This window comes from Phyllobacterium sp. 01N428, from assembly GCF_056399405.1.
In genome coordinates this window covers 1-24,933 of the sequence record NZ_JBFTRH010000004.1, presented here as the reverse complement: position 1 = coordinate 24,933, position 24,933 = coordinate 1, and the positions used below count along the sequence as shown (strand labels likewise).

The 24,933-nt window shown below is 58.9% G+C and carries 26 protein-coding genes, 1 tRNA gene and 1 pseudogene; 10 read left to right on the top strand and 18 right to left on the bottom strand.

Going from position 1 to position 24,933, the window contains the following annotated elements:
• Positions 1-3 precede the first annotated feature (3 nt).
• Together AC1DNI_RS11985 and AC1DNI_RS11980 are read right to left on the bottom strand one after the other, a co-directional pair.
• Complete coding sequence (locus tag AC1DNI_RS11985; protein ID WP_091925370.1) at positions 4-372, bottom strand: sarcosine oxidase subunit delta; 369 nt, start codon at positions 370-372, stop codon at positions 4-6.
• A gap of 24 nt (positions 373-396) precedes the next feature.
• Positions 397-1,650, bottom strand: coding sequence for a sarcosine oxidase subunit beta (locus tag AC1DNI_RS11980; RefSeq protein WP_477692001.1), 1,254 nt, complete (start codon positions 1,648-1,650; stop codon positions 397-399).
• Positions 1,651-2,042: 392 nt separating this feature from the next.
• On the opposite strand from AC1DNI_RS11980, the gene rpsU reads away from it, so the two are divergent.
• The 3 genes from rpsU (at position 2,043) to AC1DNI_RS11965 (ending at position 3,891) form a co-directional block, all read left to right on the top strand.
• Positions 2,043-2,294: a 30S ribosomal protein S21 gene (gene rpsU, locus AC1DNI_RS11975; protein WP_027229472.1), complete on the top strand. Its 252-nt coding sequence runs from the start codon at positions 2,043-2,045 to the stop codon at positions 2,292-2,294.
• Positions 2,295-2,425: 131 nt separating this feature from the next.
• Positions 2,426-3,283 (top strand): tetratricopeptide repeat protein, encoded by an 858-nt coding sequence (locus AC1DNI_RS11970; RefSeq protein ID WP_477692000.1) that lies wholly within the window; start codon positions 2,426-2,428, stop codon positions 3,281-3,283.
• 8 nt (positions 3,284-3,291) lie between these two features.
• Positions 3,292-3,891, top strand: coding sequence for an NAD(P)H-dependent oxidoreductase (locus AC1DNI_RS11965; RefSeq protein WP_477691999.1), 600 nt, complete (start codon positions 3,292-3,294; stop codon positions 3,889-3,891).
• A gap of 50 nt (positions 3,892-3,941) precedes the next feature.
• On the opposite strand, the gene AC1DNI_RS11960 is transcribed toward AC1DNI_RS11965, so the two are convergent.
• From AC1DNI_RS11960 to AC1DNI_RS11925, 8 genes are all read right to left on the bottom strand, one after another.
• Positions 3,942-5,342 (bottom strand): NAD(P)(+) transhydrogenase (Re/Si-specific) subunit beta, encoded by a 1,401-nt coding sequence (locus AC1DNI_RS11960; protein ID WP_477691998.1) that lies wholly within the window; start codon positions 5,340-5,342, stop codon positions 3,942-3,944.
• Positions 5,343-5,344: 2 nt separating this feature from the next.
• The gene (locus tag AC1DNI_RS11955) at positions 5,345-5,755 is read right to left on the bottom strand and encodes an NAD(P) transhydrogenase subunit alpha part 2 (RefSeq protein ID WP_027229469.1); all 411 of its coding nucleotides are present in this window, start codon (positions 5,753-5,755) and stop codon (positions 5,345-5,347) included.
• Positions 5,755-7,056 (bottom strand): Re/Si-specific NAD(P)(+) transhydrogenase subunit alpha, encoded by a 1,302-nt coding sequence (locus tag AC1DNI_RS11950; protein WP_477691997.1) that lies wholly within the window; start codon positions 7,054-7,056, stop codon positions 5,755-5,757. Before AC1DNI_RS11950 ends, AC1DNI_RS11955 begins: the two co-directional genes overlap by 1 nt.
• Positions 7,057-7,212: 156 nt before the next feature.
• Positions 7,213-7,434 carry an aa3-type cytochrome c oxidase subunit IV gene (locus AC1DNI_RS11945; protein WP_027229467.1) on the bottom strand — a complete coding sequence of 74 codons (222 nt, stop codon included), beginning with the start codon at positions 7,432-7,434 and terminating at the stop codon, positions 7,213-7,215.
• Positions 7,435-7,571: 137 nt separating this feature from the next.
• A complete protein-coding gene (locus AC1DNI_RS11940; RefSeq protein ID WP_081815702.1) occupies positions 7,572-7,718 on the bottom strand; it encodes a DUF3096 domain-containing protein in 147 nt (48 codons plus the stop codon).
• Positions 7,719-7,837: 119 nt separating this feature from the next.
• Positions 7,838-10,141, bottom strand: a complete 2,304-nt coding sequence (locus AC1DNI_RS11935; RefSeq protein WP_477691996.1) for a putative bifunctional diguanylate cyclase/phosphodiesterase — start codon at positions 10,139-10,141, stop codon at positions 7,838-7,840.
• A 167-nt stretch (positions 10,142-10,308) separates the two neighbouring features.
• The gene (locus tag AC1DNI_RS11930) at positions 10,309-10,812 is read right to left on the bottom strand and encodes a hypothetical protein (protein ID WP_477691995.1); all 504 of its coding nucleotides are present in this window, start codon (positions 10,810-10,812) and stop codon (positions 10,309-10,311) included.
• Positions 10,805-11,413, bottom strand: coding sequence for a CGNR zinc finger domain-containing protein (locus tag AC1DNI_RS11925; protein WP_477691994.1), 609 nt, complete (start codon positions 11,411-11,413; stop codon positions 10,805-10,807). The genes AC1DNI_RS11930 and AC1DNI_RS11925 overlap by 8 nt, the downstream gene beginning before the upstream one ends.
• 64 nt (positions 11,414-11,477) lie before the next feature.
• On the opposite strand from AC1DNI_RS11925, the gene AC1DNI_RS11920 reads away from it, so the two are divergent.
• A complete protein-coding gene (locus AC1DNI_RS11920) occupies positions 11,478-12,377 on the top strand; it encodes a branched-chain amino acid ABC transporter permease (RefSeq protein ID WP_477691993.1) in 900 nt (299 codons plus the stop codon).
• On the opposite strand, the gene AC1DNI_RS11915 is transcribed toward AC1DNI_RS11920, so the two are convergent.
• Positions 12,374-13,123, bottom strand: coding sequence for an SDR family NAD(P)-dependent oxidoreductase (locus tag AC1DNI_RS11915; RefSeq protein WP_477691992.1), 750 nt, complete (start codon positions 13,121-13,123; stop codon positions 12,374-12,376). The genes AC1DNI_RS11920 and AC1DNI_RS11915 overlap by 4 nt on opposite strands.
• Positions 13,124-13,385: 262 nt before the next feature.
• Between AC1DNI_RS11915 and AC1DNI_RS11910 the strand changes: the two genes are divergently transcribed.
• Positions 13,386-13,970 (top strand): TRAP transporter small permease subunit, encoded by a 585-nt coding sequence (locus AC1DNI_RS11910; protein WP_477691991.1) that lies wholly within the window; start codon positions 13,386-13,388, stop codon positions 13,968-13,970.
• Positions 13,963-15,765, top strand: a complete 1,803-nt coding sequence (locus AC1DNI_RS11905) for a TRAP transporter large permease (RefSeq protein WP_477691990.1) — start codon at positions 13,963-13,965, stop codon at positions 15,763-15,765. The genes AC1DNI_RS11910 and AC1DNI_RS11905 overlap by 8 nt, the downstream gene beginning before the upstream one ends.
• Before the next feature lie 64 nt (positions 15,766-15,829).
• On the opposite strand, the gene AC1DNI_RS11900 is transcribed toward AC1DNI_RS11905, so the two are convergent.
• Positions 15,830-16,936, bottom strand: a complete 1,107-nt coding sequence (locus tag AC1DNI_RS11900; protein WP_113282305.1) for a TRAP transporter substrate-binding protein — start codon at positions 16,934-16,936, stop codon at positions 15,830-15,832.
• A gap of 243 nt (positions 16,937-17,179) precedes the next feature.
• Between AC1DNI_RS11900 and AC1DNI_RS11895 the strand changes: the two genes are divergently transcribed.
• Positions 17,180-17,950, top strand: a complete 771-nt coding sequence (locus tag AC1DNI_RS11895; protein WP_477691989.1) for a gamma-glutamyl-gamma-aminobutyrate hydrolase family protein — start codon at positions 17,180-17,182, stop codon at positions 17,948-17,950.
• Between the two features lie 4 nt (positions 17,951-17,954).
• Here AC1DNI_RS11895 and AC1DNI_RS11890 read toward each other — a convergent pair whose 3' ends face one another.
• The 4 genes from AC1DNI_RS11890 to AC1DNI_RS11875 form a co-directional block, all read right to left on the bottom strand.
• Complete coding sequence (locus tag AC1DNI_RS11890) at positions 17,955-18,416, bottom strand: hypothetical protein (RefSeq protein ID WP_477691988.1); 462 nt, start codon at positions 18,414-18,416, stop codon at positions 17,955-17,957.
• 83 nt (positions 18,417-18,499) lie between these two features.
• Entirely contained in the window at positions 18,500-19,519 is a 1,020-nt protein-coding gene (locus tag AC1DNI_RS11885) for a LacI family DNA-binding transcriptional regulator (protein WP_091925340.1), read from the bottom strand.
• A 97-nt stretch (positions 19,520-19,616) separates the two neighbouring features.
• Positions 19,617-20,537, bottom strand: coding sequence for a DMT family transporter (locus AC1DNI_RS11880; protein WP_477691987.1), 921 nt, complete (start codon positions 20,535-20,537; stop codon positions 19,617-19,619).
• A 93-nt stretch (positions 20,538-20,630) separates the two neighbouring features.
• Entirely contained in the window at positions 20,631-21,122 is a 492-nt protein-coding gene (locus tag AC1DNI_RS11875; RefSeq protein ID WP_081815700.1) for a MarR family winged helix-turn-helix transcriptional regulator, read from the bottom strand.
• 342 nt (positions 21,123-21,464) lie between these two features.
• Between AC1DNI_RS11875 and AC1DNI_RS11870 the strand changes: the two genes are divergently transcribed.
• The 3 genes from AC1DNI_RS11870 to AC1DNI_RS11860 all read left to right on the top strand — a co-directional run bounded on the left by AC1DNI_RS11870 (position 21,465) and on the right by AC1DNI_RS11860 (position 24,417).
• Positions 21,465-22,211 (top strand): creatininase family protein, encoded by a 747-nt coding sequence (locus AC1DNI_RS11870; RefSeq protein ID WP_477691986.1) that lies wholly within the window; start codon positions 21,465-21,467, stop codon positions 22,209-22,211.
• Between the two features lie 116 nt (positions 22,212-22,327).
• The gene (locus tag AC1DNI_RS11865; RefSeq protein ID WP_477691985.1) at positions 22,328-23,431 is read left to right on the top strand and encodes a CobW family GTP-binding protein; all 1,104 of its coding nucleotides are present in this window, start codon (positions 22,328-22,330) and stop codon (positions 23,429-23,431) included.
• An 11-nt stretch (positions 23,432-23,442) separates the two neighbouring features.
• On the top strand, positions 23,443-24,417 hold the full coding sequence (locus AC1DNI_RS11860) for a WD40 repeat domain-containing protein (RefSeq protein WP_477691984.1): 975 nt from the start codon (positions 23,443-23,445) through the stop codon (positions 24,415-24,417).
• A gap of 22 nt (positions 24,418-24,439) precedes the next feature.
• Here the strand turns inward: AC1DNI_RS11860 and AC1DNI_RS11855 are convergent.
• Positions 24,440-24,637 (bottom strand): annotated as a pseudogene (locus AC1DNI_RS11855) (HNH endonuclease); the annotation flags it as partial.
• A gap of 148 nt (positions 24,638-24,785) precedes the next feature.
• A tRNA-Met gene (locus AC1DNI_RS11850) sits at positions 24,786-24,862 on the bottom strand.
• Between the last annotated feature and the right edge of the window lie 71 nt (positions 24,863-24,933).

The following is a 24,933-nucleotide window of genomic DNA, read 5'->3' as shown; positions in this document are numbered from 1 at the left end:
GGCTCAGGCCTCCGCTTTCTTGGCGCGCGGCGTGCGCGGCGCGGGAGATTCGACGACCGCTTCTGCCGGCGTCGTCCCTCGTGTCACAAGTTGCTCGACATTCGGCTTCGGTTCGCCAGCCTTGTAGACGGTCAGGAACTTGTCGGAAACGGAATCGCGCACGGCATTGAAGAACCGTCCGCAGCCATGAATGTGCCGCCAGCGCTCGAACTGAAGTCCCTTCGGATTTTGGCGGAAGTACAGGAAGGCGGCGAAATCATCGTCCGACTGGTCAACGATCGGGTTTGCACGGACCAGATGCGCTTCGCCGGCATTGCGGAATTCCAGTTCCGGGCGCTCTTCTTCGCAATAGGGGCATTTGATGAGAAGCATGTCTTCGTCTCGTTTCTAAAAAAGTCAGTGCGCCACGGCAGCGGCGGCTGCCTCGTCGATAAGCCGGCCGCTGGTAAAGCGCTCGATCGTGAACGGAGCGTTGATACGGTGCGGCTCGTCGCGGGCGATCGTGTGGGCAAACACGTTGCCCGAACCCGGCGTTGCCTTGAAACCGCCCGTGCCCCAGCCGCAGTTGACATAGAGGCCAGGAACCGGGGTCTTGGCCAGGATGGGCGAGCGGTCGGGTGTGACATCAACGATGCCGCCCCACGAGCGCAGCATCTTGAGGCGTGTCAGAACCGGGAACATCTCGCAGATCGCATCGAGCGTATGATTGATGATGTGAAGTCCACCTGTTTGCGAATAGGACGTATACTGGTCGGTGCCAGCGCCGATCACCATTTCGCCTTTGTCCGACTGCGAAATATAGGCGTGCACGGTGTTCGACATGATCACGCAGGGAATCAACGGCTTGACCGGTTCCGAGACCAGCGCCTGCAGCGGGTAGCTCTCGAGCGGCATGCGGACGCCAGCCATGTTCATGAGTACCGACGTATGTCCGGCGGCGACGACGCCGACCTTCTTGGCGTTGATGGGACCGCGATTGGTGTCGACACCGACCACTGCGCCATTGGCGGCGCGGCGAACACCGGTGACTTCGCAATTCTGGATGATGTGAACGCCGCGGTCAGCAGCCGCGCGGGCATAGCCCCAGGCCACGGCATCGTGGCGTGCGGTACCGCCGCGGCGCTGCAATGCTGCACCGATGATAGGATAGCGCGCGTCGGCAGACAGGTTGATCGGCGGACAGAATTCCTTGACCTGCTCCGGCGTCAACCACTCATTGTCGATGCCGTTCAGCCGATTGGCATGGATGTGGCGCTTGAACACCTGAACGTCGTGGATGTTGTGCGCGAGCATCATGACGCCGCGTGCCGAGTACATCACGTTGTAGTTGAGGTCCTGGCTCAACCCTTCCCAGAGCTTTACCGCATGTTCGTAAATACCGGCGGATTCGTCATAGAGATAGTTGGAGCGGATAATGGTCGTATTGCGACCCGTATTGCCACCGCCGAGCCAGCCCTTTTCGAGCACGGCCACATTGGTGATGCCATGTTCCTTGGCAAGATAGTAGGCGGTTGCGAGACCGTGGCCACCGGCGCCGACAATGATGACGTCATATTCCGACTTCGGTTCGGGCGATGTCCACTGCTGTTCCCAGCCTTTGTGGGCACGCATGGCTTCGCGGGCCAGAGCAAATACCGAATATTTCCGCATTACCTATCCCCTTTGCGCACAACTTGGCTTCGAGCGCCGATTGTTCAAAGATTTCTCGCCGGTTTCCTGTCCCAAAGTCGACATGGACTTTATCGACATCCGCGGCGTGTTGGCGCATCACTATCGTATCTGTCCAAGCGTCTTTTGCCATTTTGCGACGGAGATTGGCGCGCGATGCCGGTCAGCCCCAAATTAAACCGTGGTCCATGGCTTTGGCGAACGAATATCAGCAATTCCATGCCAAATCGCCATGGACATCGTTTTGAGTTTCTGCTAATGCCGACCGCAGTTTGCGATGGATGACCGTCGCGAAGTCCGGTTTGTTGTCCCATGATCTTCGGTCGGGGATCGGTGGCCAGGCTCAGTGAAATCTAAGAGATACAGGATAAAACGTGCAGGTACTCGTACGCGAAAACAATGTTGATCAGGCTCTCCGCGTTCTCAAGAAGAAGATGCAGCGCGAAGGCATGTTCCGCGAAATGAAGATGCATGATCACTACGAGAAGCCGTCGATCAAGCGCGCTCGCCAGAAGGCGGAAGCAATCAGCCGCGCTCGCAAGCTTGCCCGCAAGCAGGCACAGCGCGAGGGTCTTCTGCCGATGCCGGCACGCAAGGCGCCGGTTCGCGCCGCCGCGGCTCGTTGATCAGCGGTTTATCGACGCTTTTAACCCGATATCGGGGTGGAGTGGCTTCACGCCGCGCCGCCCTTTTTTCGTTTGGTGCCATCGGAGCAAAAGAGCTTGCACGGCTCTGAGTTGTACGGGACACATAGACAATGACACATTCATCTGAACGCGCCGCCTACGGCAAATTTCCCTCGGTACGCTATGCCGGATTGTTGATCGCGTCGATCTCCGCGCTCGGCCTTGCCGGATGCCAGAGCACTTCGACCACCGACATGACCGGGATCGACAAGGCGCAAGGATCGACCGAGAACATCAGTTCGTTGAATGATGTCATCCGCAACAATCCGAAGGATCCCGAGGCATACAATGTCCGCGGTTCCGCCTATGGTCGCGCCGGCAAGAACAATGACGCGATCAAGGATTTTAACGTCGCGCTTCAGTTGAACCCGAACTTCTACCAGGCCTATTCGAACCGCGCGCTCGTCTATCGCAACATGGGCAACTCCGCCCAGGCGATTGCCGACTACAGCCGGGCGATCCAGATCAACCCGCAATATGATGCTGCCTATATCGGGCGCGGCAACCTCTACCGCCAGGCGGGGCAGCTCGACCAGGCGATGAACGATTTCAACCAGGCGATCCAGCTCAGCACCACGGATGCCCGCGCCTACCACAATCGCGGCCTCATCTATCAGGCGCGCAACCAGCACAAGCAGGCCATCGAGGATTTCTCGACGGCGATCTCGCTGCAGCCCGATGCTGCAGAGCCCTACAACGGCCGTGGCATTTCCTATGTGGCGCTCGGCGATGACGACAACGCCTTCGACGATTTCAACTCGGCGATCAAGCTCGACGGCACGATTGCCGAAGGTTGGGCCAACCAGGCGCTGATCTACGAGCATCGCGGCGACAAGGCCCGTGCCGCCAAGTCCTACGCCCGCGCCGTTCAGCTTGACCCCAAGTACAAGCCTGCTGTCGACGGTCTGGCGCGCACGCGCAAGTCCTGATGCAATAGATGGGCAGGAACGTCGTTGTCGTTTTTGCTCACCCTTTGAAAGACAGCCTTTGCGCGCACCTTGCTTCGCTCATAATCGCGAGGCTCGATGCGGCCGGTCACAGTATCACCTTCCTCGACCTGTATGAGCGCGGCTTCGACCCCCGCCTCACGGCAAATGAGCGGAAGGCCTATTACGCGGATGCTTATGACAGCAGCGCCGTGACCCTCGATGCAGAAGACCTCGTCCGCGCCGACATTCTGATCCTTGTCTTTCCGACATGGTGGTTCGGCCTTCCGGCAATTCTCAAGGGTTGGATCGACCGGCTGTTTGTGCCGGGTGTTGCCTATGACCATGCCCCTGATTATGGCCGTATGATTCCGCGGCTCGCCAGGCTCAAGTCTTGCCTTGCCGTCACGACGCTCGGCTCGCCCTGGTGGATCGACTGGTTCGTGATGTTCCGTCCGGTCCGCCGCATACTTTCGCGCGCCATCATCGGCACATGCGCGCCGCAAACGCGGTTCTCCATGCTCTCGCTCTACAAGACCGAACAATTGTCAGCGGAACGGTTGGCGGCCTTTGAGCGCCGGCTCGGGCGGAAATTGGGCCGCCTGATCTAACAAAAAGCCCGCCGATGGGCGGGCCTTTGCCTCATTCGTGAAACACAGGTTCAGTGGTCCAGCGCCTTGACGATATTCTCGACCATCTTTTTGGCGTCGGCAAAAAGCATCATGGTGTTGTCGCGGAAGAACAATTCGTTCTCGACGCCCGCATAGCCGGAGCCCATGCCGCGCTTGATGAAAAGCACCGTCCCCGCCTTGTCGACATCAAGAATCGGCATACCGAAGATCGGCGATTTCGGATCGGTCTTTGCCGCCGGGTTGGTGACGTCATTGGCGCCGATGACAAAGGCGACGTCGGCCTGTGCAAACTCCGAATTGATGTCTTCGAGCTCGAAGACCTCGTCGTAAGGCACATTGGCCTCGGCAAGAAGCACGTTCATGTGACCCGGCATGCGCCCAGCGACCGGATGAATGGCGTATTTGATTTCAACGCCTTCTGCCTTCAGCTTGTCGGCCATCTCGCGCAGGGCATGCTGTGCCTGCGCGACGGCCATGCCGTAGCCGGGCACGATGATGACCTTTGAGGCGTTCTTCATGATGAAGGCCGCATCGTCGGCGGAGCCCTGCTTGACCGGGCGCTGTTCGACTTCACCGCTGGCAGCAGTGCTGGTCTCGCCGCCGAAGCCGCCGAGGATGACCGAGATGAACGAACGGTTCATGCCCTTGCACATGATGTAGGACAGGATCGCGCCGGACGAGCCAACCAGCGCGCCGGTGATGATCAGAGCGAGGTTGCCGAGCGTGAAGCCGATGCCCGCTGCCGCCCAGCCGGAATAGGAATTCAGCATCGAGACAACGACAGGCATGTCCGCGCCGCCGATCGGGATAATGATCAGGCCGCCGAGCACCAGCGACAGGATGACAATCAGCCAGAAGATCGCATGGCTCTCGGTCAGGACCAGCGCGATCACCAGGAGCACGATGGCAGCAAGAAGAGCAATGTTCAGCACATGGCGTCCGGGCAGCATGATTGGCTTGCCGGACATGCGGCCGTCAAGTTTCAGGAAGGCGATGATCGAGCCGGTGAAGGTGATCGCGCCAATGGCGACGCCGAGCGACATTTCCACGAGCGCCTGACCATGAATGCTGCCGACTTCGCCGATCCCGAAAGAGTCGGGCGAATAGATCGCGGCCGCGGCAACCATGACCGCCGCCAGACCGACGAGTGAGTGGAACGCGGCAACAAGCTGCGGCATTGCCGTCATGGCGATACGCCTGGCTATGTAAGCGCCGGCAGCCCCGCCGATGGCAAGACCGAGGACGATCAGGCCGAGGCCCTTGAAGCTAGGTTCGGCAAGCGCCAGCGTTGTCGCGATGGAAATGCCCATGCCCGTCATGCCGTAGTAGTTGCCCTGCCGGCTGGTCGTCGGATGCGAAAGGCCGCGCAGCGCGAGGATGAAGAGCACGCCGGAGACGAGATAAAGGAAAGTTGCGATATTCACATTCATGCTCACTTTTCCTTCTTCTTGTACATGGCGAGCATGCGGTGGGTGACGAGGAAGCCCCCGAAGATATTGACGCTGACGAGGACGAGCGCGATGAAACCGAAGCCGGTCGCAAAACCGCTCGCCGACAGTCCGACCGCCAAGAGCGCGCCGACGACGATAACGGAGGAGATCGCGTTGGTAACGGCCATGAGCGGCGTGTGCAGTGCCGGCGTCACCGACCAGACAACGTAATAACCGACAAAGATCGACAGGACGAAAATTGCGAGGCGGAAGACGAACGGATCGACCACTCCGCCTGAGACGGCGTGAGCCGCGGCGCCGGCGGCTTCCGGCATGTTTTCAGCGGCCTGACGGACGATCTCGGTGGCCTGGTTCAGGGTCTCGAGGGCCTTTTCGAGTGTAGCATCAGCCATCATGCCTCTCCTTCAGTCTTTGGCGCCGCCTTGGATGCAGCAGTCTTTTTCGGCGCGGCTTTCTTGGCGGCCGGTTTCACTGCGGCGTCTTTTGGAGCGGCAGGCTTGGCCGGCGCGGCCTTCTTGGCGACAGGCCTGGCAGCCGGCGTCTCGGCAGGAGCAGCAACAGCCGCAGCAGCCTGGGCGAAGTTGGGGTGAACCACCTTGCCGTCATGGGTCAACATGGTCGCCTTGACGAGTTCGTCGTCGAAATTGATTTTCAGCACCTCCTTGTCGACCAGCGTCTCGACAAAAGCGACGAGGTTCTTCGCGTAGAGCTGCGAGGCAGTCGCCGCGATACGGCCCGGGACGTTGAGATGTCCGACGATCTTGACCCCATCGATCTCGGTGATCTTGCCAGCTACCGCGCCTTCGACGTTGCCGCCGCGCTCGACTGCAAGATCGATCAGAACCGAACCCGGACGCATGCGCGCATACATTTCGCGTGTCACCAGTCTCGGTGCCGGACGACCGGGGATAAGCGCCGTTGTGATGACGATATCCTGCTTGGCAATGTGATCATTGACCAGCGCTGCCTGCTTTGCCTGATATTCCTTCGACATTTCCTTCGCGTAGCCGCCAGCGGTCTCGGCAGCCTTGAACTCCTCGTCCTCGACGGCGAGGAATTTGGCGCCAAGCGATGCGACCTGCTCCTTGACCGCAGGGCGGACGTCGGTGGCGGTTACCACAGCTCCAAGGCGGCGCGCCGTTGCGATGGCCTGCAGGCCAGCGACGCCGACACCCATGACAAAGACTTTCGCGGCCGGCACCGTGCCTGCCGCCGTCATCATCATCGGCAAGGCGCGGTCATATTCCTCGGCGGCATCGATGACCGCCTGGTAGCCGGCAAGATTGGCCTGACTGGAAAGAACGTCCATCACCTGCGCGCGGGTGATGCGCGGCATGAACTCCATGGTGAAGGCGGTAAGCCCGGCATCGGCGAGTTCCTTGACGGCGCTGTCATTGCCGTAAGGATCGAGCATCGCGATGACGACTGCGCCTTTCTTGTAGGATTTGAGCTCCGGGGAAGCGGGTCGGCGCACCTTGAGGACAATGTCCGCGTCCTTGACGTCCGCGGCCTTACCGATGCTTGCGCCGGCAGCCGTAAACTCTGCGTCAGGAATGCGCGATGCGGTTCCGGCACCCGTTTCGACAACGACGTTGAAGCCAAGGCCAATAAGCCGCTTTACCGTCTCCGGCGAGCCGCCGACACGCGCCTCATTGGCATCGGTCTCTTTCGGTATGAATAGTGTCTGAGCCAAGCTCTTCACCCCCCAAAGCAAGTTTTCACTACAAGGCAGTGGCCTTTCGGACCAGCGCGCCTTCCCGCTTGTAACGATTGGCAGTCTTAAAGACCCGCCCGGTCAAGATCGAGCGGGCTTTGGACGGGCGTCCAGGCTCTTGAGAACCAGCGCGCCCTAAAGGAGGAACCAGGCAGCTCCGCAAATAACAAAGAAAAGAACCAGAGCAGAAAAGAATCCCCCGGCGAAAAAGCCGAAAGCCATGGCAACGACCAGCGCTATGCAGGAAACGAAGCCCCATTTCGAAAGCGAGAGAAAAAGATTGTAGGTCTTCTCATGCTCCGCATAGTCCATGGGGGCGCCCAGTTCTGCAGGCGTGGTGTCGTGATGTTCAGCCATCTTCAAACCTTTTCTAGTCGACGTCGTAAAGGCAATAGCGAAAAGCCGACAACTGCGCAATGCGCAGATCGTCGCTCACCCTGACCTCGATCAATATAAATCAAGAATAGAGTTTCATCGCGGTTGAGCCTAATTAACTAACCGAGAAGATGCGGAAAAAGACCGACAACGCCAATGATGATCAGGTAGAGCGCAACGACATAGTTCAGCAATCGCGGAGCGATCAATATGACGATGCCGGCGATCAGGGCGACGAGTGGAGCGATGGCGATTTCAGCAATCATTTCGGTATCCTTTGTGTGCGCAAGCTACAAGCTCAGAACAGAGCGCTATTCGAATACAATGATTCTGTCGGTAACGGACCGGGATCGTTCAATTTATATTCAAATTGGCAAACAACCGTTCAATGAAAGACGTGCGGGCCAGCTTCGTTGCCCACCAGCTTGTGCTCCATCGTCACGTCGAGCAGCTTCACAATGTCATCGGCTGACATCGCAGCACCGTAGAGAAAGCCTTGAACGTGCTCGGCGCCGACGAGTTGATTGACGAGCTCCGATTGCGCGCTCGTTTCGAGCCCTTCGATGGTCACTGACAAGCCGAGTTCATGTGACATGTGGACGATGCCGCGCAAAAGTTTCAGCGATCGTCCCTCTTCAGCGATGTCGGCGATGAAAGAACGGTCGATCTTGACCTTGTTGACCGGCAAGTTCTTGAGATAGCTCAGGCTGGAATAGCCGGTCCCGAAATCGTCGATGGCGACCTGCACGCCGTAACCCTTCAGCTCGGCAAGCACGCTGCCGGTCGTGGCGCGGTCGGTTATGAGCGCTCCCTCCGTAACCTCCACTTCAAGAAGGTGTGGCTCGATCGCATGCCGTTTCAGCGCGGATTGAATGACGCTGACCGTGTTGCGGTTCTGCAGATCATGCGAGGAAAGGTTGACCGAGACGGCGATGCGCGAATTCCAGTTGCGGCAATCCATCACTGCCCGGTCGATGACGTTGCGGGTCAGATCCGAGATCAGCCCCATTTCTTCTGCGAGCGGGATGAACTCTGCAGGCGATATGGCTCCGAATTCCGGATGGTCCCACCGCGAGAGCGCCTCGCACGCGGTCATGCGCGAGGTGCGGATATTGACGATCGGCTGGTAGGCGACCGAGAGAGTGCCTTCCGCAATGGCCCGGCGCAGATCGGCGCGCAACCGCTGCTTCGACCGGAACGTATGGTCCATGGTCTGGACAAAGACCGCCCAGTTCTTCTGGCTATCCTTCTTGGCGACATCGAGCGCCAGATCCGCATTCATGTGCATCACCGAGAGGTCAAACGCATCCACCTCGACGATGGCGACGCCAGCGCGGGCGCCGGTCTGAATATCGTGACCCGAAACACTGTACATGCCGGTGATAGCGGACATGATCCGCTCGACCGTTCCAATCGTTTCCTCGTGCGAGCAGGCGGAAAACAGCAGCACGAATTCGTCGCTGCCGAAGCGCGAGAGCAAGGGCCGGTCAGCCTCGACCAGGCTCAGCCGGTCGGCAAAGGCACGCAGCATCTCGTCGCCGAGGCGATGGCCGAAGGTATCGTTGGTTCGTTTCAGGCCATCGATATCGATCACCATGAGGGCGATCTGCGCGCCCTGCACCATGTCGTCGGCATAAGTCGCGGCGATCTCGGCAAACTGGCTGCGGTTGGGAAGGCCCGTCAGACTGTCGAAACGCGCCATGCGGTTGATCTGCGCTTCGGCGTCCGCACGCCGCGTGACATCCTGGATGACGAGCACGGTGCCATGCTCGGGATCGGGCGTCGCCGTGAATTCATAGTGGCGCTTGTTCGGTGATTCAAACGTGTCGCGCTGTTTTGAACCGGACAGCAGATCCTGCATCTTGGTGCGCAAGGATTGCAGTGCATCCTCGGGGAAATAGGAACGCGATTGGGCAAGGCGCAACAAGGTCGCAAGCGACCTCCCTTCGAGCTGAGCCGGAGAATCGAAGCCCATCATCTTCGCCGCCTTCATGTTGGCGACGGTTATCGTCTGCTGGCCGTCGAACATCAGCAGGCCCTGCGGCATACCATTGAGCGCAGCATCGAAATTGGTGGCGACGCGAGCCAGCTGGCGCTTGCCCAGCAGTGCATCGAAGAGTGAATTGCGAAGACTGCCGGCAACGCCGATATTGCTCCAGAAATAGGGAAGGATCAGCAGGGCAAGCAGCCAGTTGTAGACCCCACCGAGCAGCACCAAGGTCGCGCAAAGCGGTGCGAGAATTCCGATCGACAGGCCGAGGACGACCATCGGCGAGACGTAGTTGCGCGTGACAAGCGCAAGCATCGATCCAGCAACAATGATAACGCTGGTAATCGCAGCGGTCGCATCCGGAAGCATGTAGATGCTGACAAAGCATAGGGCGCCGAGCACCGAACAGCTTGCAAGCGCGCCAAGCAGATAGCGCCATTCCCACCGCTTCAGCGTTGCCGCCGAAGCTGACACAAGATTGGCGCGTTCGAAGGTGCCGGCATTGGCAGTGCGCGCGAGGTCGACCACAAGAAAGGCCAGCGCGAAGGCAAGATAGATCGCATGATGCGTCTTCAAATAGATTGTCGCCGTGGCGAGGATCTGAATGATCGAACTCCACCACGTCGCCTTGCCGTTCGCATATAATGTGCGAACCGCAATCAGCTCGATCGACAAGCCGTCGTTGGCTTCAACTTTCATCAATAGGCCCGCAAAACTTTGCCCGTACCGGGAATGTCGACGAGGAACGCCAACGATGCCAGCGTTATAAATCGCACTTCCGACTAAATCGTTTAATTCATCTTCTGTCGCCAGAAATTCCCAACAACCGGCAAATAGAATTACCAATTTCTAAAAGAAGATCGTCGCTATACCGGGCATATCGTCGGCGAGGCTGGTTCCTTGTCGGGATTGGGGTCGTAGAACGGTCCAACAACAAGTGGCTTGTCGGGCATAAGTGACTGATCGGTGTCCGAGATCATCTTTCGCTCGATGGTCTGGAGCACGACACCTTTTGCGTCTTCGAGCCGCATTGTCACCTGATACTCCCGGTTCGCCTTCACGCATTTGACCGGTGGGCTTTCGACGGTGATCTTGTCCATTGTCGGCCATATATCTTGCCGCACGACAAAGGGATCTCCACCAGCCGGATTTTCGAAAGTGGTCTCCAATGACGAGCCATCGGGAATCTTGCGCAGTTTCGCCAGAGTGAGAAGATAGGTCGCCTCGGCGATACGATAGTTGAAGACGAAAATCTTGCCGGAAACGTTGACATAGTCGCCCTGACCGCTATCGCGGCACGCCGCCAGCGCGACCGCAAGCGCGAGCAAACAGGTTGCCATCAGGCGCGAGGCATTCTTCGTCCTAGACATGGCCGCTGCCCATCTGCTTGGCGTTGCGATCATAATAGCGGCGCGCCTTGGCCCTGTTGCCGCAGACATTCATGTCGCACCAGCGGCGGCTGCGATTGCGGCTCTCGTCAAAGTAGAGCCAGTGGCAATTCGGGCAGACCTTTATGCGTTCCAGGCGCAAAGGCTCGAACAGACGCACCCCGGAGAGGAATGACGCCGTAGCCAGGGATATCTGCCCGCCGTCCCTGGAGGGCCGCGGCAGCGCGAGTGCTTGTTCTTCCGGTTCGTCGCCGACGAGTTTCGACCCGAGGCGCAAGAATTCGGAAAGCGGCGCAGGATTCAATCCGCTGCCATGCACCGCCGTCCTGAACAGGCGATTTATCGCTTCACGCATGTCGATCAGGCCTGTGATCTCCTGCTCGGAAAGTGGCGGGCGGAACTCGACATTTCCCCACTCCCCCTGACGGAAATCGGCCGCCGCCGCAGCAAAGCGCGTAACTTCGGCGGGATCGGAAAAGCGATCAAGCGACCGTTCCGGCGTCTCGCGAAAGACGACGGTATTGGCGAGGTCGAGTGCCAATACACCCCCGCTGAAACGATGTGCATTCCATTCAAAGGTCATCGCTAAATTCTAACTGGTAAAATAGGTTTTGCAAGTTAGAATAAGATGCAAAGGCGAGGAGTGATTGACCTATTTCCTGCAGCTCCTGTTGAACGGCATTCACAATGCGGCGCTCTACGCGCTGCTTGCCTATGGCTATGTCCTGATCCACGGTCTCACGCACAGGACTGACCTTTCGCTCGGCGCGATCTTTGCCTTTTCCGGCCAGACTTTTATTCTTGTCGCGGCCTTTGCCTGGTCGATCCTCTGGATGACCCTGCCCGCCGCCTTGGCCTTCGGCCTGCTGATCGCACTCGTCTATGTCATGACCGGCGGCTATGTAATCGCACGGCTGATTTATGCGCCGCTCGAAGCCGGCACGCGCAACACCATCCTTGTCGCAACCCTTGGCCTCAGCATATTTCTTGCCGAGCTTTCCCGCATCGCCGCCAACACGCGCGATTACTGGCTTCCGCCCATGCTGTCGCAGCCCGTGCCGGTCCTTGGCCCGCAGGTCGATATCAGCCTCACCCAGATGCAGGTACTCAACATCGCGGTGGCGCTTACCGTGATCGCTTGCGGTGAAGCGATCATGCTGCGAACGGCGGCGGGACGTATCTGGCGCGCGGTGAGCGACGAGCCGCAGGCAACCGCCATGTGCGGGATCGATCCGAAGCGAGTGAGAACGCAGGCCATCCTTGCCGCATACGGCATATGCGCGCTAGCGGGATTTCTGGCAGCGCTCTACTACGGGAATATCAGCTTCAACACCGGCATGATTTTCGGATTGAAAATTCTCTTCATCACTGCGGCCGGTGGCTTTTCAAGGCCGCTTCATGCTGCCTGTGGCGCAGCCCTTGTCGGCATGGTCGAATCGCTCTGGGGCGGATATTTTTCCGTGCTGTGGCGGGATGTCGCCATTTTTTCCCTGCTGGTCTTCGTACTCGCCACCCGCATCACGGGCCAGGACGAGGAGCGCATCTAACCCTGGAGGCTGTGGCCGCCATCGATGGTGATCACCGTGCCGGTGATATAGCTGCTCGCGTCAGACGCAAGCATGAGCACGGCACCGTCGATATCTTCCGGTTCTCCGAGGCGTCGCATCGGATTCTTGCCTTTCAGGAAGCCGCGCGCCGGCCCGTCCATCAAGTCTTCGTTGAGGCGGGTTGGAAACCAGCCGGGCGCCATCGCATTGACTCTTATTCCGCACGGCGCCCATTCGAGCGCCAGCGAGCGGGTCATCTGCGAAATGGCGGCCTTGGACATGGCATAAGCGGTGGACCCCTTGATCGGCGCGTCGGCAAGAATGCTTGAGAGGTTGATGATGGACCCACCGACGCCTTTGGCGATCATCCGCTTGGCGGCCTCCTGGGCGACGAAGAACGCGCCTTCGACATTGACCTCGAGAATGCGGCGCAACTGATCGCGCGTGGTGTCGACCGCCCGTACGATCTCGGCAACCCCGGCATTGTTGAAGAGGACCGTCACAGTGCCCTTCCAGCTCTCAGCCTCATCGAATGCACGTTCGATATCGGACGCTTTCGTAATGTCCGCGACAATGCTGAGGACGCTGGCGTTGCAAGACCCTTCCGGGACGGCCGTTCGCGAGATTGAAACAACATTTGCGCCGTTGGCCGCAAGGACTTCCACCATACGCAGCCCGAGACCGGATGATCCACCGGTGACCACAATGGTTTTACCTGCAACTGAAAGAGAAGATTCGCCTGCCATTCGCCCGTTTACCAGTAAGTCCTGCATCATCTGTCCAGCAACTGTTAGACCGCGGCTCGACACATGACAACTGCTGAACGTTATACCACTCGGCGCTGCACCTGCGGCCTATCGTATCCCTTTATGAACTAATCAATTCTGTTGATGGTTTCAGATCGTGCTGTTACCAGTGCGCGAAGATGTTCTTATAGGCAAGGCTGGGAGGGCCACCGCGGAGAGCGGGGTGTATTGCCGGCTATCTGAATGAATTGGGAGGACGCCAATGCCGGCTTTGCTCGCGATTTCGCGAACGATCGATCGTATCAATGAACTCGTCGGGCGCGCCGTCGCCTGGCTGATCTTCCTGGCGGTCGTCGTCAGCGCCGGCAATGCGATCATTCGCAAGGCGTTCAATGTTTCGTCAAACTCCTGGCTCGAACTGCAATGGTATCTCTTCGGCGGCGCCTTCATGCTTGCCGCCGCCTATACGCTGCAGCAGAACGAGCATATCCGCATCGATATCGTCTACGGCGCATTTTCAAGGCGCGTGCAGCACTGGATCGATCTTCTCGGTCATCTCTTCTTCCTGATGCCGTTCGTCATTCTGATGATCTTCTATTTCATCCCCTATGTGCGGCTTTCCTTCAACAGCGGCGAAGTCTCATCAAGCGCCGGCGGCCTCATTCTCTGGCCTGCCAAGCTCATTCTTCTCGCAGGGTTCGTACTCCTCGGCTTCCAGGGCGTCTCCGAAATCATCAAGAAAATCGCGGTAATACGCGGGGACATGCCCGACCCCAACCCACCCGTTTCGATGGAGGAAATCGCGGAACAGGAAGTGGCGACGATTGCGGGAGCGCGCAATGATTGAATTTATCGCGCAGAACATGGCGCCGATCATGTTCGCTTCGCTGATCATCTTCCTGTTGATCGGCTATCCCGTTGCATTTGCCCTCGCCGCAAATGGCCTTTTGTTCTTCTTCGTCGGCGTCGAACTTGCGCCGCTGTCGAACGGCAGCATCACGCTCTCCTGGCCGTTGCTCTATGCGCTGCCTGACCGGTTTTGGGGACAGATGTCCAATGAGACCCTGCTCGCCATTCCATTCTTCACCTTCATGGGCATCATTCTCGAGCGGTCCGGTATGGCCGAGGATCTGCTCGACACCATCGGTCAGCTCTTCGGACCCATTCGCGGCGGTCTGGCCTATGCCGTCATTTTCGTTGGCGCGCTGCTCGCGGCAACAACTGGCGTCGTCGCGGCGTCAGTCATCGCGATGGGCTTGATCTCGCTACCGATCATGATGCGTTACGGCTACGACAGGCGTGTCGCCTCGGGCGTCATCGCCGCCTCCGGAACTCTGGCGCAGATCATTCCGCCTTCTCTCGTGCTCATCGTCCTTGCCGACCAGCTCGGGCGCTCGGTGGGCGATATGTATCATGGCGCGATTATCCCTGGTCTCGTGCTGACCGGGCTCTACATGCTTTACATCCTTGCGATGACCTTCCTCAGGCGCGATTCGATGCCGGCCTTGCCCAAGGAAGCGCGCACGCTAGGCTCCGGCGTCACATCGCTGATCGTCGCCCTCGTCATTGCCGGGGCCATCGCCTATGGCGCGCATAAGATGCTCGCGCAAAGTGCCGGTGCGAACGCGGATATTTGGGGCGGCACCATCGCCATCATTGCCGTCTATCTCTATGCGCTCGCCGACCGGGCGTTCGGCATCAACACGATGTCGCGGCTTGCCCAGCAGGTGATCATCGTCCTCATACCGCCGCTCGCCCTGATCTTCCTTGTACTCGGCACCATTTTCCTGGGCATCGCCACGCCGACCGAAGGCGGCGCGATGGGCGCTGTCGGCGCGCTGGTCATGGCCGCCTCCAAGGGCCGCCTCAGCATGACCGTGATCAACCAGGCGCTGGCATCGACGACGCGGCTTTCATCCTTCGTCATGTTCATCCTCCTCGGCGCACGCGTGTTCTCGCTGACCTTCTACGGCGTGAACGGGCACGTCTGGGTGGAACACCTCCTGGTCTCCCTTCCGGGGGGCGAAGTCGGCTTTCTGATTGCCGTCAACCTGCTTGTCTTCTTCCTCGCGTTCTTCCTCGATTTCTTTGAGCTCGCCTTCATCATCGTGCCACTCCTGGCACCTGCGGCAGACAAGCTTGGCATCGACCTGATCTGGTTCGGCGTCCTGCTTGGCATCAATATGCAGACGAGCTTCATGCACCCGCCCTTCGGCTTCGCGCTGTTCTATTTGCGCTCGGTTGCGGCAAAGGTGCCCTATCTCGACAAGATTACCGGCAAGAAGATCCAACCGATCACCACGGGGCAAATCTACTGGGGCGCCGTGCCGTTCGTCGGCATCCAGGTGCTGATGGTGGCGCTCACCATTATGTTTCCGCAAATGGTCATGCACTACAAGGGCACCGGCCCGGTCGTCGACCCGTCGCAGATCAAGATCGAGGTTCCGGGTTTTGGCGGCGACAACGGGCTCGGCAACGGATTGGGTGGAGGCGGACTTGGCAATGGCCTCGGTGGGCCTGCCAATGATCTGAGTTCACCGCCGCCTTTGGGTGGGCCTGCGCCAAGTCCGGCAGCGCCCGGGCAACCGGCCGCCCCGGCGCAGCCGCCGGTGCCTGACCTTAGCCAGCCACCGAAGATGTGACGGCAACAAAAAACCCCGGGGACCGCAAGGTTCCCGGGGTTTTGCTTTTAACTGTATTCAGCGCCTAGAGCTTGCCGTTGCGCTGCTGGATCATCATGAACGTATCGAAGGAATATTCCGCGACCTGCGCATAGAGGAAGTGCTCGTTGCGGAAAGCCTTGATCGAATCCCAGATCTTCTTGAACTCGGGGTTTGTAGCTTCCATCTCGCCATAGACGCCGTTGGCCGCTTCGAAGCAGGCGCTCATGATTTCCGGGCTGAACGGGCGCAGTTGCGCGCCGCTCGCGACGAGGCGCTTGATCGCCGCCGGATTGAGCGAATCGTACTTCTGCAGCATATCGGCATCGGTGGCCTGCGCTGCGGTGCGGAAGAGGGACTGATAAGCAGGCGGAAGCGAATCCCACTTCGCCTTGTTGACCATGAAGCTGACCGTCGGACCGCCTTCCCACCAGCCGGGATAGTAGTAGAACGGCGCTACCTTCTGGAAGCCCAGCTTCTCGTCGTCATAGGGTCCGACCCATTCGGCAGCGTCGATCGTGCCTTTTTCCAGCGATGGATAGATGTCGCCGCCGGCGATCTGCTGCGGCACGACACCGAGCTTTTCGAGCACCTTGCCGGCAAACCCGCCGACCCGCATCTTGATGCCCTTGAGGTCTTCGACCGTCTTGATTTCCTTGCGGAACCAGCCGCCCATCTGCACGCCGGTATTGCCGCCGGGATAGACCTGCAGACCCTGTTTGTTGAAGAACTCGTTGAGGAGATCGATACCGCCCAAATGATACTGCCAGGCATTCATGCCCCGCGCATTCAGCGCAAACGGAACGGCAGCGCCGAGCGCCCAGGTAGGGTCCTTGCCCCAGTAATAGTAGGCGACCGTATGGCAAAGCTCGACAGTACCGGCTGCCGCCGCATCAGCAGCCTGCAGGCCCGGCACGATTTCGCCGGCAGCAAATGGCTGGATTACGAAATTCCCGTCCGTGGCTTCCTTCAGATACTTCGAGAGCACTTCAGCGCCGCCATAGATCGTATCCAGCGATTTCGGAAATGACGACGCGCACCGCCATGTGATTTTCGGCAGCGACTGCGCGATCGCGGGCGCAGCGAGCGTCGTAGCTGCGGCCGCGCCGACGCCGGCAAATCCAGCCTTTGTGATAAATGAACGACGATCCATAAAATCTCCTCCAAACAATTGATCTGGACCATTCTCCCGATCCCGCGATCACCATACACACTCACTATTTCAAGTCCAGCGGATGAACCGACAAAGCCGCACCGGCAGTAAGTGGATTGATATTGTTGTAGGATTCTCGTCGCAATTCCGATTCCGGCGCGAATGTCGCGGCGCCTCTCCGGCCATTGGAAACGCTGGGGAATTGCACTAAATAGAGGGAACAATCTTTGCGGGAGCAATTCCATGCGGCAACCCCTCGTCGCCATAACATCCGATGTACGCGCTTTCGAAAACTATACCTGGCACGCAGCGCCCGATCAGTACCTGATGGCTGCCTATGATGCCGCTGGCGTTATTCCGCTCATCGTCCCTTCCTTTGGGGATGGGCTTGATATCGACGCTGTTCTCGACGGGGTCGACGGGGTGCTGATTACGGGCTCCAAGTCCAATGTGCATCCCGCGCTCTATGGAGCGGAGCCCAGCCCGGCGCACGAGCCCTACGATCCGGCGCGCGACGCGACCTCCCTGCCGCTCATTCGGCGCGCCATCGAGCGCGGCATTCCGCTTCTCGCCATCTGCCGCGGCATTCAGGAGTTGAACGTCGCGCTCGGTGGAACGCTCGCCACGGAAATTCAGGAACTCGACGGCCGCATGGACCATCGCGCCCCGCAGTCGGATCAGCAGGCCGAACGCTTTGCCATTCGTCATCCGATACGCATTAAACCTGGCTCCTGTCTTGCCGACGTCATGAACAGCGATTCGATCAACGTCAATTCGGTGCACCGCCAGGCCATCGAGAAGCCAGCGCCCTCGCTTGAGATCGAAGCCGTTGCCGAAGATGGCACGATCGAAGCCGTATCGGTGAAGACCGCCCGCAACTTCGCTGTCGGCGTACAATGGCATCCGGAATACTGGGTGAAGACCGATTCGCCGTCGCGCAAGATTTTCGCCGCTTTCGGCGATGCGGCGCGGGCGCACAGGGCGAGTCGCGAGCGGCTGCACGCAGCCGAATAAGTATCTAGTACGTCAGCACGCCTTCGGTGGACATCGACAGCACGACGGAGCGCGGTTCGATGCTGATATAGGCGAGCCCGTCACCCGGGCTGAAGGCGACGATGGTTCGGCCCGTATCATCGGCAAGGTCGATCGTCCCGTCCTCGTTATTGTGCCAGGTCCTGGCTTGCGCCAGCGGCGGATAGAGCCCGGCGCAGCCCTGCTCTATCGTCAGCGCATTGTGGCCGGGAAGACCGTTTTCAGCTGGAAAAGCCTTGCATTTCGCACTGCCGCCAGGGCCGCTGATAACGAATGTCGGCACATCGAGAATACCGTTCTGTCTCGGCTCTTCGCTGGTGATCGACGCGGTGGTCACCGTATCGACATTCGTTTCCCCACCTGAGGTGTAGGTGGCGAAATCAAGAAACATGGCGATGACTGCAACTGCGCTCACAAGGGCGAGCAAGACCGTGTTGGCGGGTTTCATGCCAAGCTCCACAGGGGTCACTCTTTCGAAAACCCTAGTCCCGTAGCGTTAATGAACCGTGAACCATCGTCGCAGCACGCACTTCAGCGCTCTTTCGGCTTCGAGGTGGATTGGCGGATACGCAGTTCCGGCTTGATCAATTCCTGGCGTGCATGGGTGTCGGCGCCATTGAGCTGATCGAGAAGCGCCCTCGCCGCGCGCTGGCCGACTTCGCGCTGGCCGTTCCAGACTGTGGTGAGCGCCGGCGTCGCGATCGCCGCTTCCTCGAGATCATCATATCCGGTGACAGAGATGTCGACGCCTGCGACGAGGCCGGCGCGGGCGATGCCGTTCATCATGCCGATCGCAGCAAGGTCGTTCCAGCAGACGGCTGCCGTCGGGTGGTCCTTCAGCGCCAGGAATTGCGGCGCCGCATCGAAGCCGGCCTGCTTCGTGCGTGGTCCCGAAATTCGCCACTCGGGCTTTACCTCGAGGCCGGCCTTCTGCATGGCCTGGAGATAGCCTTCATAGCGGTCGCGGCCCGTCGACGTCTGGTCCGTTCCGCCGACCATGGCGATGCGCGTATGGCCGAGCGAAATGAGATGGTTGGTGGCAAGCCCGATGCCGTAGGCGTCGTCACCGCGGAAAACCGGGACATTTGCATCCTTGACGCTGCGGGCGATCAGGACGACCGGCAGGCCATTGTCTTCCGCCATGCGGATATCTTCAGCGGGCGTTCCGATCGCGGGCGACATGATGACACCATCGCCGCCAAGCTGCAGAACCGTGTCAATGAAGGTGCGCTGCTTGTCCAATTGGTCGTAGTGGTTGGAAAGGATGAATGTTTGCCCGGATCGGTCGAGTTCACCTTCGATGGCGCGCAAAATCTCGGCAAAGAAAGGGTTCATGATGTCATGGACGACCACGCCGACAATGCCGGATCGCGACGTGCGCAGGCTTGCCGCCCTCCGGTTGTAAATGTAGCCGATCGTGCGGGCGTGTTCCTTGATCTTCTCGCGCGTTTGATCGGCGACGAGAGGACTATCGCGCAGGGCCAGCGAAACGGTCGCAGTGGACACTTTCAGCGCGTCGGCAATCGTCGATAGTTTGATCTTTTGCGCCAAAAACCGCCTCCCGCAGTGTCGTCCGACAAATGTAATCTTTACACGGCGTTATGCCACCGCAACCGAATAAATCAAAGTTCTTTCGTTACGGGTATGGTCAGCCGTTTTTGCGCTCCTGGCGGGATTTTGCGACCGCTCGCAACTGCCGCTCGCGGTGTACCACGTAAAGGCCGCTCCCTATGATGATCACGGCTCCGCACAGCGTGTAGGCATCCGGAAACTGGCCGAAGATGAAATAGCCGAAACCCAGCATCCAGATGATCTGAAGAAACGGATAGGGCGCGAGCGCCGCCGTTGTTGCGCGCTTATAAGCGAGAATGATGAGGAAATGACCAAGTCCGCCAAAAAAGCCCAGAAGACATAGAAGCAGGATCTGGAACGGCGTTTGCGGAAGGACCGCCTGCGTGATTGCCGGCGACATCAGGATCGCCGGCGCAAGGGCGGAATAAAAGATGAGGCTTTCCGGCGATTCAGTCGCGGCCATCTTGCGCGTGAGCAGGACATAGAATGAATAGCTCAGCATTGCCGTGATCGAATATGGCAGGCCTGGATTGAGTTCGCCAAATCCCGGACGCGCGATGATTAAAACGCCAATGAAAGCGACGATGATGGCAAGCCAGCGCCGCCAGCCTGCCCATTCTCCAAGGATGGGTCCGGCGAGCGCCGTGATGACCATGGGCGCGGCAAAGGTAATCGTCATCGTTTCAGCCAGCTGCATGGTCTGCAGGGCGTAGAAGTTGAAATAGGTCGAACCGAACAGGCAGATGCCGCGCAATATCTGCATCGGCAGGTTGCGCGCCCTGAATATGCCGGGATTGGACCATGGCCGAAAGAAGATCAGGACCAGCAGCGTGTGCTCGACGAACCGCATCCATGAAACGAATGCGGTAGGTACGCCGGACAGCACCAGATATTTGGCGCTGGAGTCGAGACAGGAAAACAGGAACCCGGTTGCAAAAATATAAAGGATCGCAGCTAACGGCGCAGAGTCCTGTGACGTAGAGGGTGTGGAAGACAAGGAAACAAACCAATCAGGCGGGCGGGAGCGAGTCCCATGATAACAAAATAAGCTACTTTGTAACCGCCGATTGCGAAAACTTTCGACGAATAATCATTCGTCGTCAGCGTCCTCATCGTCGTGATCCTCTTCGGCCGCCGTCTGGCGCAGATGCTCGGCTGTAGAGAGATTGACCTCGAGGCGCGAGAGCATCTTGACGAAGGCCTTGCGCTCCTTCTTGTCAAAACCCTTCATCGCATCCTTTTCCGTCTTGCGGATCGATTTTTCGATGGCCTTGATCGCTTCATTGCCGGTTTCGGTCAAGAAAATATGAGCCTGGCGCTGATCCGTCGTCGAGCCCTGCTTCTTGACGAATCCCTGGGTCTGCAGTCGCGAAATCGTCTTGGTGATCGTCGGCGGGCGCACGCCCAGCCGCTTGGCAAGAATGCTCGGTGAAAGGCCGTCCTCATGCGCAAGTTGCAGCATTACGGCATCCTGCCCCGCATAGAATCCGTGACCGAGGAGCCGCATCGCCAATGCCGTCCGCGTCAGCCGCGCGGTCGATTGCAGACGATGAAGAATGAGGGGCTTACGATCCTTGACCATTCAAACTCCTGCTCGCTTTTCAGCGTTGTTCCGTTGATGATAAGACGGCTAGCTCTGTTTGGTGGATGGCAGTTAACAGACAAAGTTTATTACGCGGACAGTTACGAAGGAACGAGCAATTTGCTCGCCGAAGAGCGCACGCCATAGTTGACTTATACCCAATATCCGCCCGGCAAAATCGCGTTACAACGCTTATATGACAATCTGATGAAATTTGCCGACGAATTGCTCGTGGAGCAATAATAAGCGCATTGCTTATAGGCCGTAAGATGTAGGAGCGGCATTTCCTCCGCATGCGGATATCGATATGATCAGCCGAAGCGCCCGACAGATGAGCAACTCATGCCGATATCCTCTACACATATGATCGCCATTTTGCCCCTTGGCGCTCACGAGCAGCATGGTCCGCATCTTCCCTTCGAAACCGATACGCTGATCGCGACCGGATTGGCCGCGCGCCTAAAGGCAGCGCTTCCCAAGACGCTGTCCGTCGAATGGCTGCCGGTCGAGCCCGTTGGCTATTCGATCGAGCACATGGACGTCGCCGGCACGCGGACGCTCGCCTTCGACGAGGCGGTGCATCGCTGGATCGGTATTGGCGAAGCGCTGGCGCAACGCGGTATTCGCAAATTTGTCATCCTCAATGCCCATGGCGGCAATTCGCCCTTGACGACAATCGTTGCGACAGAACTCCGTATCCGTTTCAACATGCTCGCAGTGGCAACGAGCTGGACGCGCTTTGGGCTGCCGGGGGGACTTATCTCCCCCGATGAGAAGGCCCTGGATATTCACGGCGGTTTCATCGAGACCTCGGTGATGCTGGCGCTCTATCCGCAATATGTGGACATGACCAAGGCGGGAACCTTCGACTCTCGACAACGGCAATTTGCGAAAGACTACACGCACCTGCGCGCCTATGGCCCGCACGCCTTTGGCTGGAAGATGCGTGATCTCAACCCGCAAGGGGTTGCCGGCGACGCGGCACGCGCGACCGCAGCGGCTGGCGAAGCGATTATCGCCCATAGCGTCAAGGGCCTCGTCGAGCTCATTGAGGATGTCGACCGGTTTGATCCGGCTGTTCTTGTCTAGAACCATCAATGCTCAATGCGATTGAATGAGCCATTCATGCAATTGAAGGCGTTTGGTGTGGCAATATGTAATCTTATCACCTATATCGTGGGTCAATCCATCCAAAGAGGCGCACGATGAGTGAAGCTCAAACGACATCCGCTGCCGCGGCAGCAACGGGGCGCGCAGCCCAGATCCCGGTGACCGTATTGACCGGCTATCTTGGCTCCGGCAAGACGACGCTGCTCAATCGCATCCTCAGCGAAGACCATGGCAAGCGTTATGCCGTCATCGTCAATGAGTTCGGTGAAATCGGCATCGACAACGACCTCATCGTCGAATCCGACGAAGAAATCTACGAAATGAACAATGGCTGCATTTGCTGCACGGTTCGCGGCGATTTGATCCGCGTCGTCGAGGGCTTGATGCGCCGTCCGGGCCGGTTCGATGCCATCATCGTCGAGACGACCGGGCTTGCCGATCCGGTGCCGGTGGCGCAGACCTTCTTCATGGACGATGACGTGCGCAGCAAGACCGCGCTTGATGCCGTCGTCGCGCTGGTCGATGCCAAGCATCTGCCGCTGCGTTTGAAGGACAGCCGTGAAGCCGAAGACCAGATCGCCTTCGCCGACGTCGTCCTTCTAAACAAGACCGACCTTGTCTCCGCCGATGAACTTGCGGCAGTCGAAGCAACGGTTCGTGCCATCAACCCGCATGCGGTCATTCATCGTACTGAGCGCGCCGGCATTGACCTTTCCCGTGTGCTTGACCGCGGCGCGTTCGACTTGAAGCGCGCGCTCGAAAGCGATCCGCACTTCCTGGATCATGATCATCCGGACCATGCCTGCGGTCCGGACTGTGATCACCACCATCACGATCATGATCATGATCATGAGCACCACGACCACGCGCACCACCATCATCATGAACACGCGTCACCCATTCACGACGTGACCGTCCAGTCGGTTTCGCTGCGCACCGGCGAACTCAACCCCGACAAGTTCTTCCCCTGGGTTCAAAAGATCACCCAGGAACAGGGTCCGAACATCCTGCGTCTCAAAGGGATTATGGCCTTTAAGAACGATCCTGAGCGCTATGTCATCCAGGGTGTGCACATGATCATCGAAGGCGATCATCAGCGCGCCTGGAAGGATGGCGAAAAACACGAGAGCCGACTGGTGTTCATCGGCCGTCAACTTGATCATGCCGCCCTGAAGGCTGGCCTTGAAAGCTGCCTCTAGGACAAGCCCTTATGCCGACAATTGCACCGCTCGATCTGGCCGGCCATTGCGTCGATGCGCGCTTCATCCGGGACGTTCCATTCTTTGCCCTGGCCGATGGCACGGTCCATCGCCTCGACAACGGTCATAAGACGAGCGAGGTCCACGACGGCCTCCTATGCGCCGTGCTTTCGGCCGATGGTAAGTCACTGCTTACGGGCGGAGAGGACGGCCGGGTCTGCTCGACCGGGCTCGACGGCGAAGTAAAAGAACTGAGCAAACTGCCGCGCAAGTGGATTACCGCGCTCGCGGCCGCACCCGGCGGAGCGATCGCCTTTGCTTCAGGCCGCTCGGCATGGCTCCGTTCAGCTGACGGAACATTGCGCGAGTTTGCCCATGAACGCAGCGCCGAGGGCCTCGCTTTCGCACCAAAGGGTCTCCGGCTTGCGGTTGCCCGCTACAATGGCGTTACGCTGCACTGGCCGGCGACGAACAGTGCGCCGACGGAACTCGAGTGGAAGGGCGCCCACGTATCCGTGATCTTCTCCCCCGACAACCGGTTTCTGGTCACGTCGATGCAGGAGAATGCCTTGCATGGCTGGCGGCTCGAAGACAGCCGCCATATGCGCATGACCGGCTATCCGAACAAGGTAAAGAGCTGGTCCTGGAGTGTGAAGGGCAAGTGGCTGGCGACGTCGGGGGCGCCCGCTGCCATTGTCTGGCCCTTTGCCGGCAAGGATGGGCCAATGGGCAAGGCGCCGCTGGAACTTGGAACGCGCGGCGACAGTCTCGTCACCGCCGTCGCCTGCCATCCGATCGAGGAGATCGTCGCGATCGGCTATTCGGATGGCATGATCCTTGTCGCCCGCTTCACCGATCAGAAGGAAGTGCTCTTGCGGCGCCCCGGCAAGGGTGCGGTTTCAGCAATGAATTGGGATGCGTCAGGCCATCGGCTGGTCTTCGGTTCGGACGCCGGCGATTGCGGGGTCGTGGATATAACGGCCTGACGGCCGACTGCACATCAAGCGTTCAGTGTTTGAAGCAATTTTCTCGATGCCACTGCAAAAACTGTGGATGCGGTCTTTGACTGACACGTGCTCGGCCGGTCTTGTTGAAGAGCATCTGGATGCCCTCTGGATCATTCGCCTGTCGCGAGATCAAAATCTCCAGATCATTGGAGAAGGCAATCAGCCCTCGATCGAACATCCAGCGCACGGCTCCAGAAAGCGGTGGATGAAAACCCCACTCAACCTTGAGGTAATGGCGAGCGTTTCGCCGTTTCGCAGCGGTTGGCTTCGATTGAACTTGCCGCTTGAACGCACAAAAGCCCGGGGGATGCCGGGCTTTTGTGTGGATTGTTGTTTTGTTGTGATTTTGGTTGCGGGGACAGGATTTGAACCTGTGACCTTCAGGTTATGAGCCTGACGAGCTACCGGGCTGCTCCACCCCGCGTCAATTGTGTGCGGTATGCGCTTGCGCTTTCCTTTGTTGCGAGGACTTGCGCTTGCATGGATAGGGCCGTT

Coding starts and splice junctions, on each gene's coding strand:
- AC1DNI_RS11955 (WP_027229469.1), bottom strand. CDS start 5,755: ATGGCTGATGCTACACTCGAAAAGGCCCTCGAGACCCTGAACCAGGCC.
- AC1DNI_RS11890 (WP_477691988.1), bottom strand. CDS start 18,416: ATGAAACCCGCCAACACGGTCTTGCTCGCCCTTGTGAGCGCAGTTGCA.
- AC1DNI_RS11905 (WP_477691990.1), top strand. CDS start 13,963: ATGATTGAATTTATCGCGCAGAACATGGCGCCGATCATGTTCGCTTCG.
- AC1DNI_RS11875 (WP_081815700.1), bottom strand. CDS start 21,122: ATGGTCAAGGATCGTAAGCCCCTCATTCTTCATCGTCTGCAATCGACC.
- AC1DNI_RS11900 (WP_113282305.1), bottom strand. CDS start 16,936: ATGGATCGTCGTTCATTTATCACAAAGGCTGGATTTGCCGGCGTCGGC.
- AC1DNI_RS11910 (WP_477691991.1), top strand. CDS start 13,386: ATGCCGGCTTTGCTCGCGATTTCGCGAACGATCGATCGTATCAATGAA.
- AC1DNI_RS11985 (WP_091925370.1), bottom strand. CDS start 372: ATGCTTCTCATCAAATGCCCCTATTGCGAAGAAGAGCGCCCGGAACTG.
- AC1DNI_RS11870 (WP_477691986.1), top strand. CDS start 21,465: ATGCCGATATCCTCTACACATATGATCGCCATTTTGCCCCTTGGCGCT.
- AC1DNI_RS11915 (WP_477691992.1), bottom strand. CDS start 13,123: ATGGCAGGCGAATCTTCTCTTTCAGTTGCAGGTAAAACCATTGTGGTC.
- AC1DNI_RS11895 (WP_477691989.1), top strand. CDS start 17,180: ATGCGGCAACCCCTCGTCGCCATAACATCCGATGTACGCGCTTTCGAA.
- AC1DNI_RS11925 (WP_477691994.1), bottom strand. CDS start 11,413: ATGACCTTTGAATGGAATGCACATCGTTTCAGCGGGGGTGTATTGGCA.
- AC1DNI_RS11970 (WP_477692000.1), top strand. CDS start 2,426: ATGACACATTCATCTGAACGCGCCGCCTACGGCAAATTTCCCTCGGTA.
- AC1DNI_RS11940 (WP_081815702.1), bottom strand. CDS start 7,718: ATGATTGCTGAAATCGCCATCGCTCCACTCGTCGCCCTGATCGCCGGC.
- AC1DNI_RS11980 (WP_477692001.1), bottom strand. CDS start 1,650: ATGCGGAAATATTCGGTATTTGCTCTGGCCCGCGAAGCCATGCGTGCC.
- AC1DNI_RS11960 (WP_477691998.1), bottom strand. CDS start 5,342: ATGAATGTGAATATCGCAACTTTCCTTTATCTCGTCTCCGGCGTGCTC.
- AC1DNI_RS11860 (WP_477691984.1), top strand. CDS start 23,443: ATGCCGACAATTGCACCGCTCGATCTGGCCGGCCATTGCGTCGATGCG.
- AC1DNI_RS11865 (WP_477691985.1), top strand. CDS start 22,328: ATGAGTGAAGCTCAAACGACATCCGCTGCCGCGGCAGCAACGGGGCGC.
- AC1DNI_RS11935 (WP_477691996.1), bottom strand. CDS start 10,141: ATGAAAGTTGAAGCCAACGACGGCTTGTCGATCGAGCTGATTGCGGTT.
- AC1DNI_RS11945 (WP_027229467.1), bottom strand. CDS start 7,434: ATGGCTGAACATCACGACACCACGCCTGCAGAACTGGGCGCCCCCATG.
- AC1DNI_RS11965 (WP_477691999.1), top strand. CDS start 3,292: ATGGGCAGGAACGTCGTTGTCGTTTTTGCTCACCCTTTGAAAGACAGC.
- AC1DNI_RS11930 (WP_477691995.1), bottom strand. CDS start 10,812: ATGTCTAGGACGAAGAATGCCTCGCGCCTGATGGCAACCTGTTTGCTC.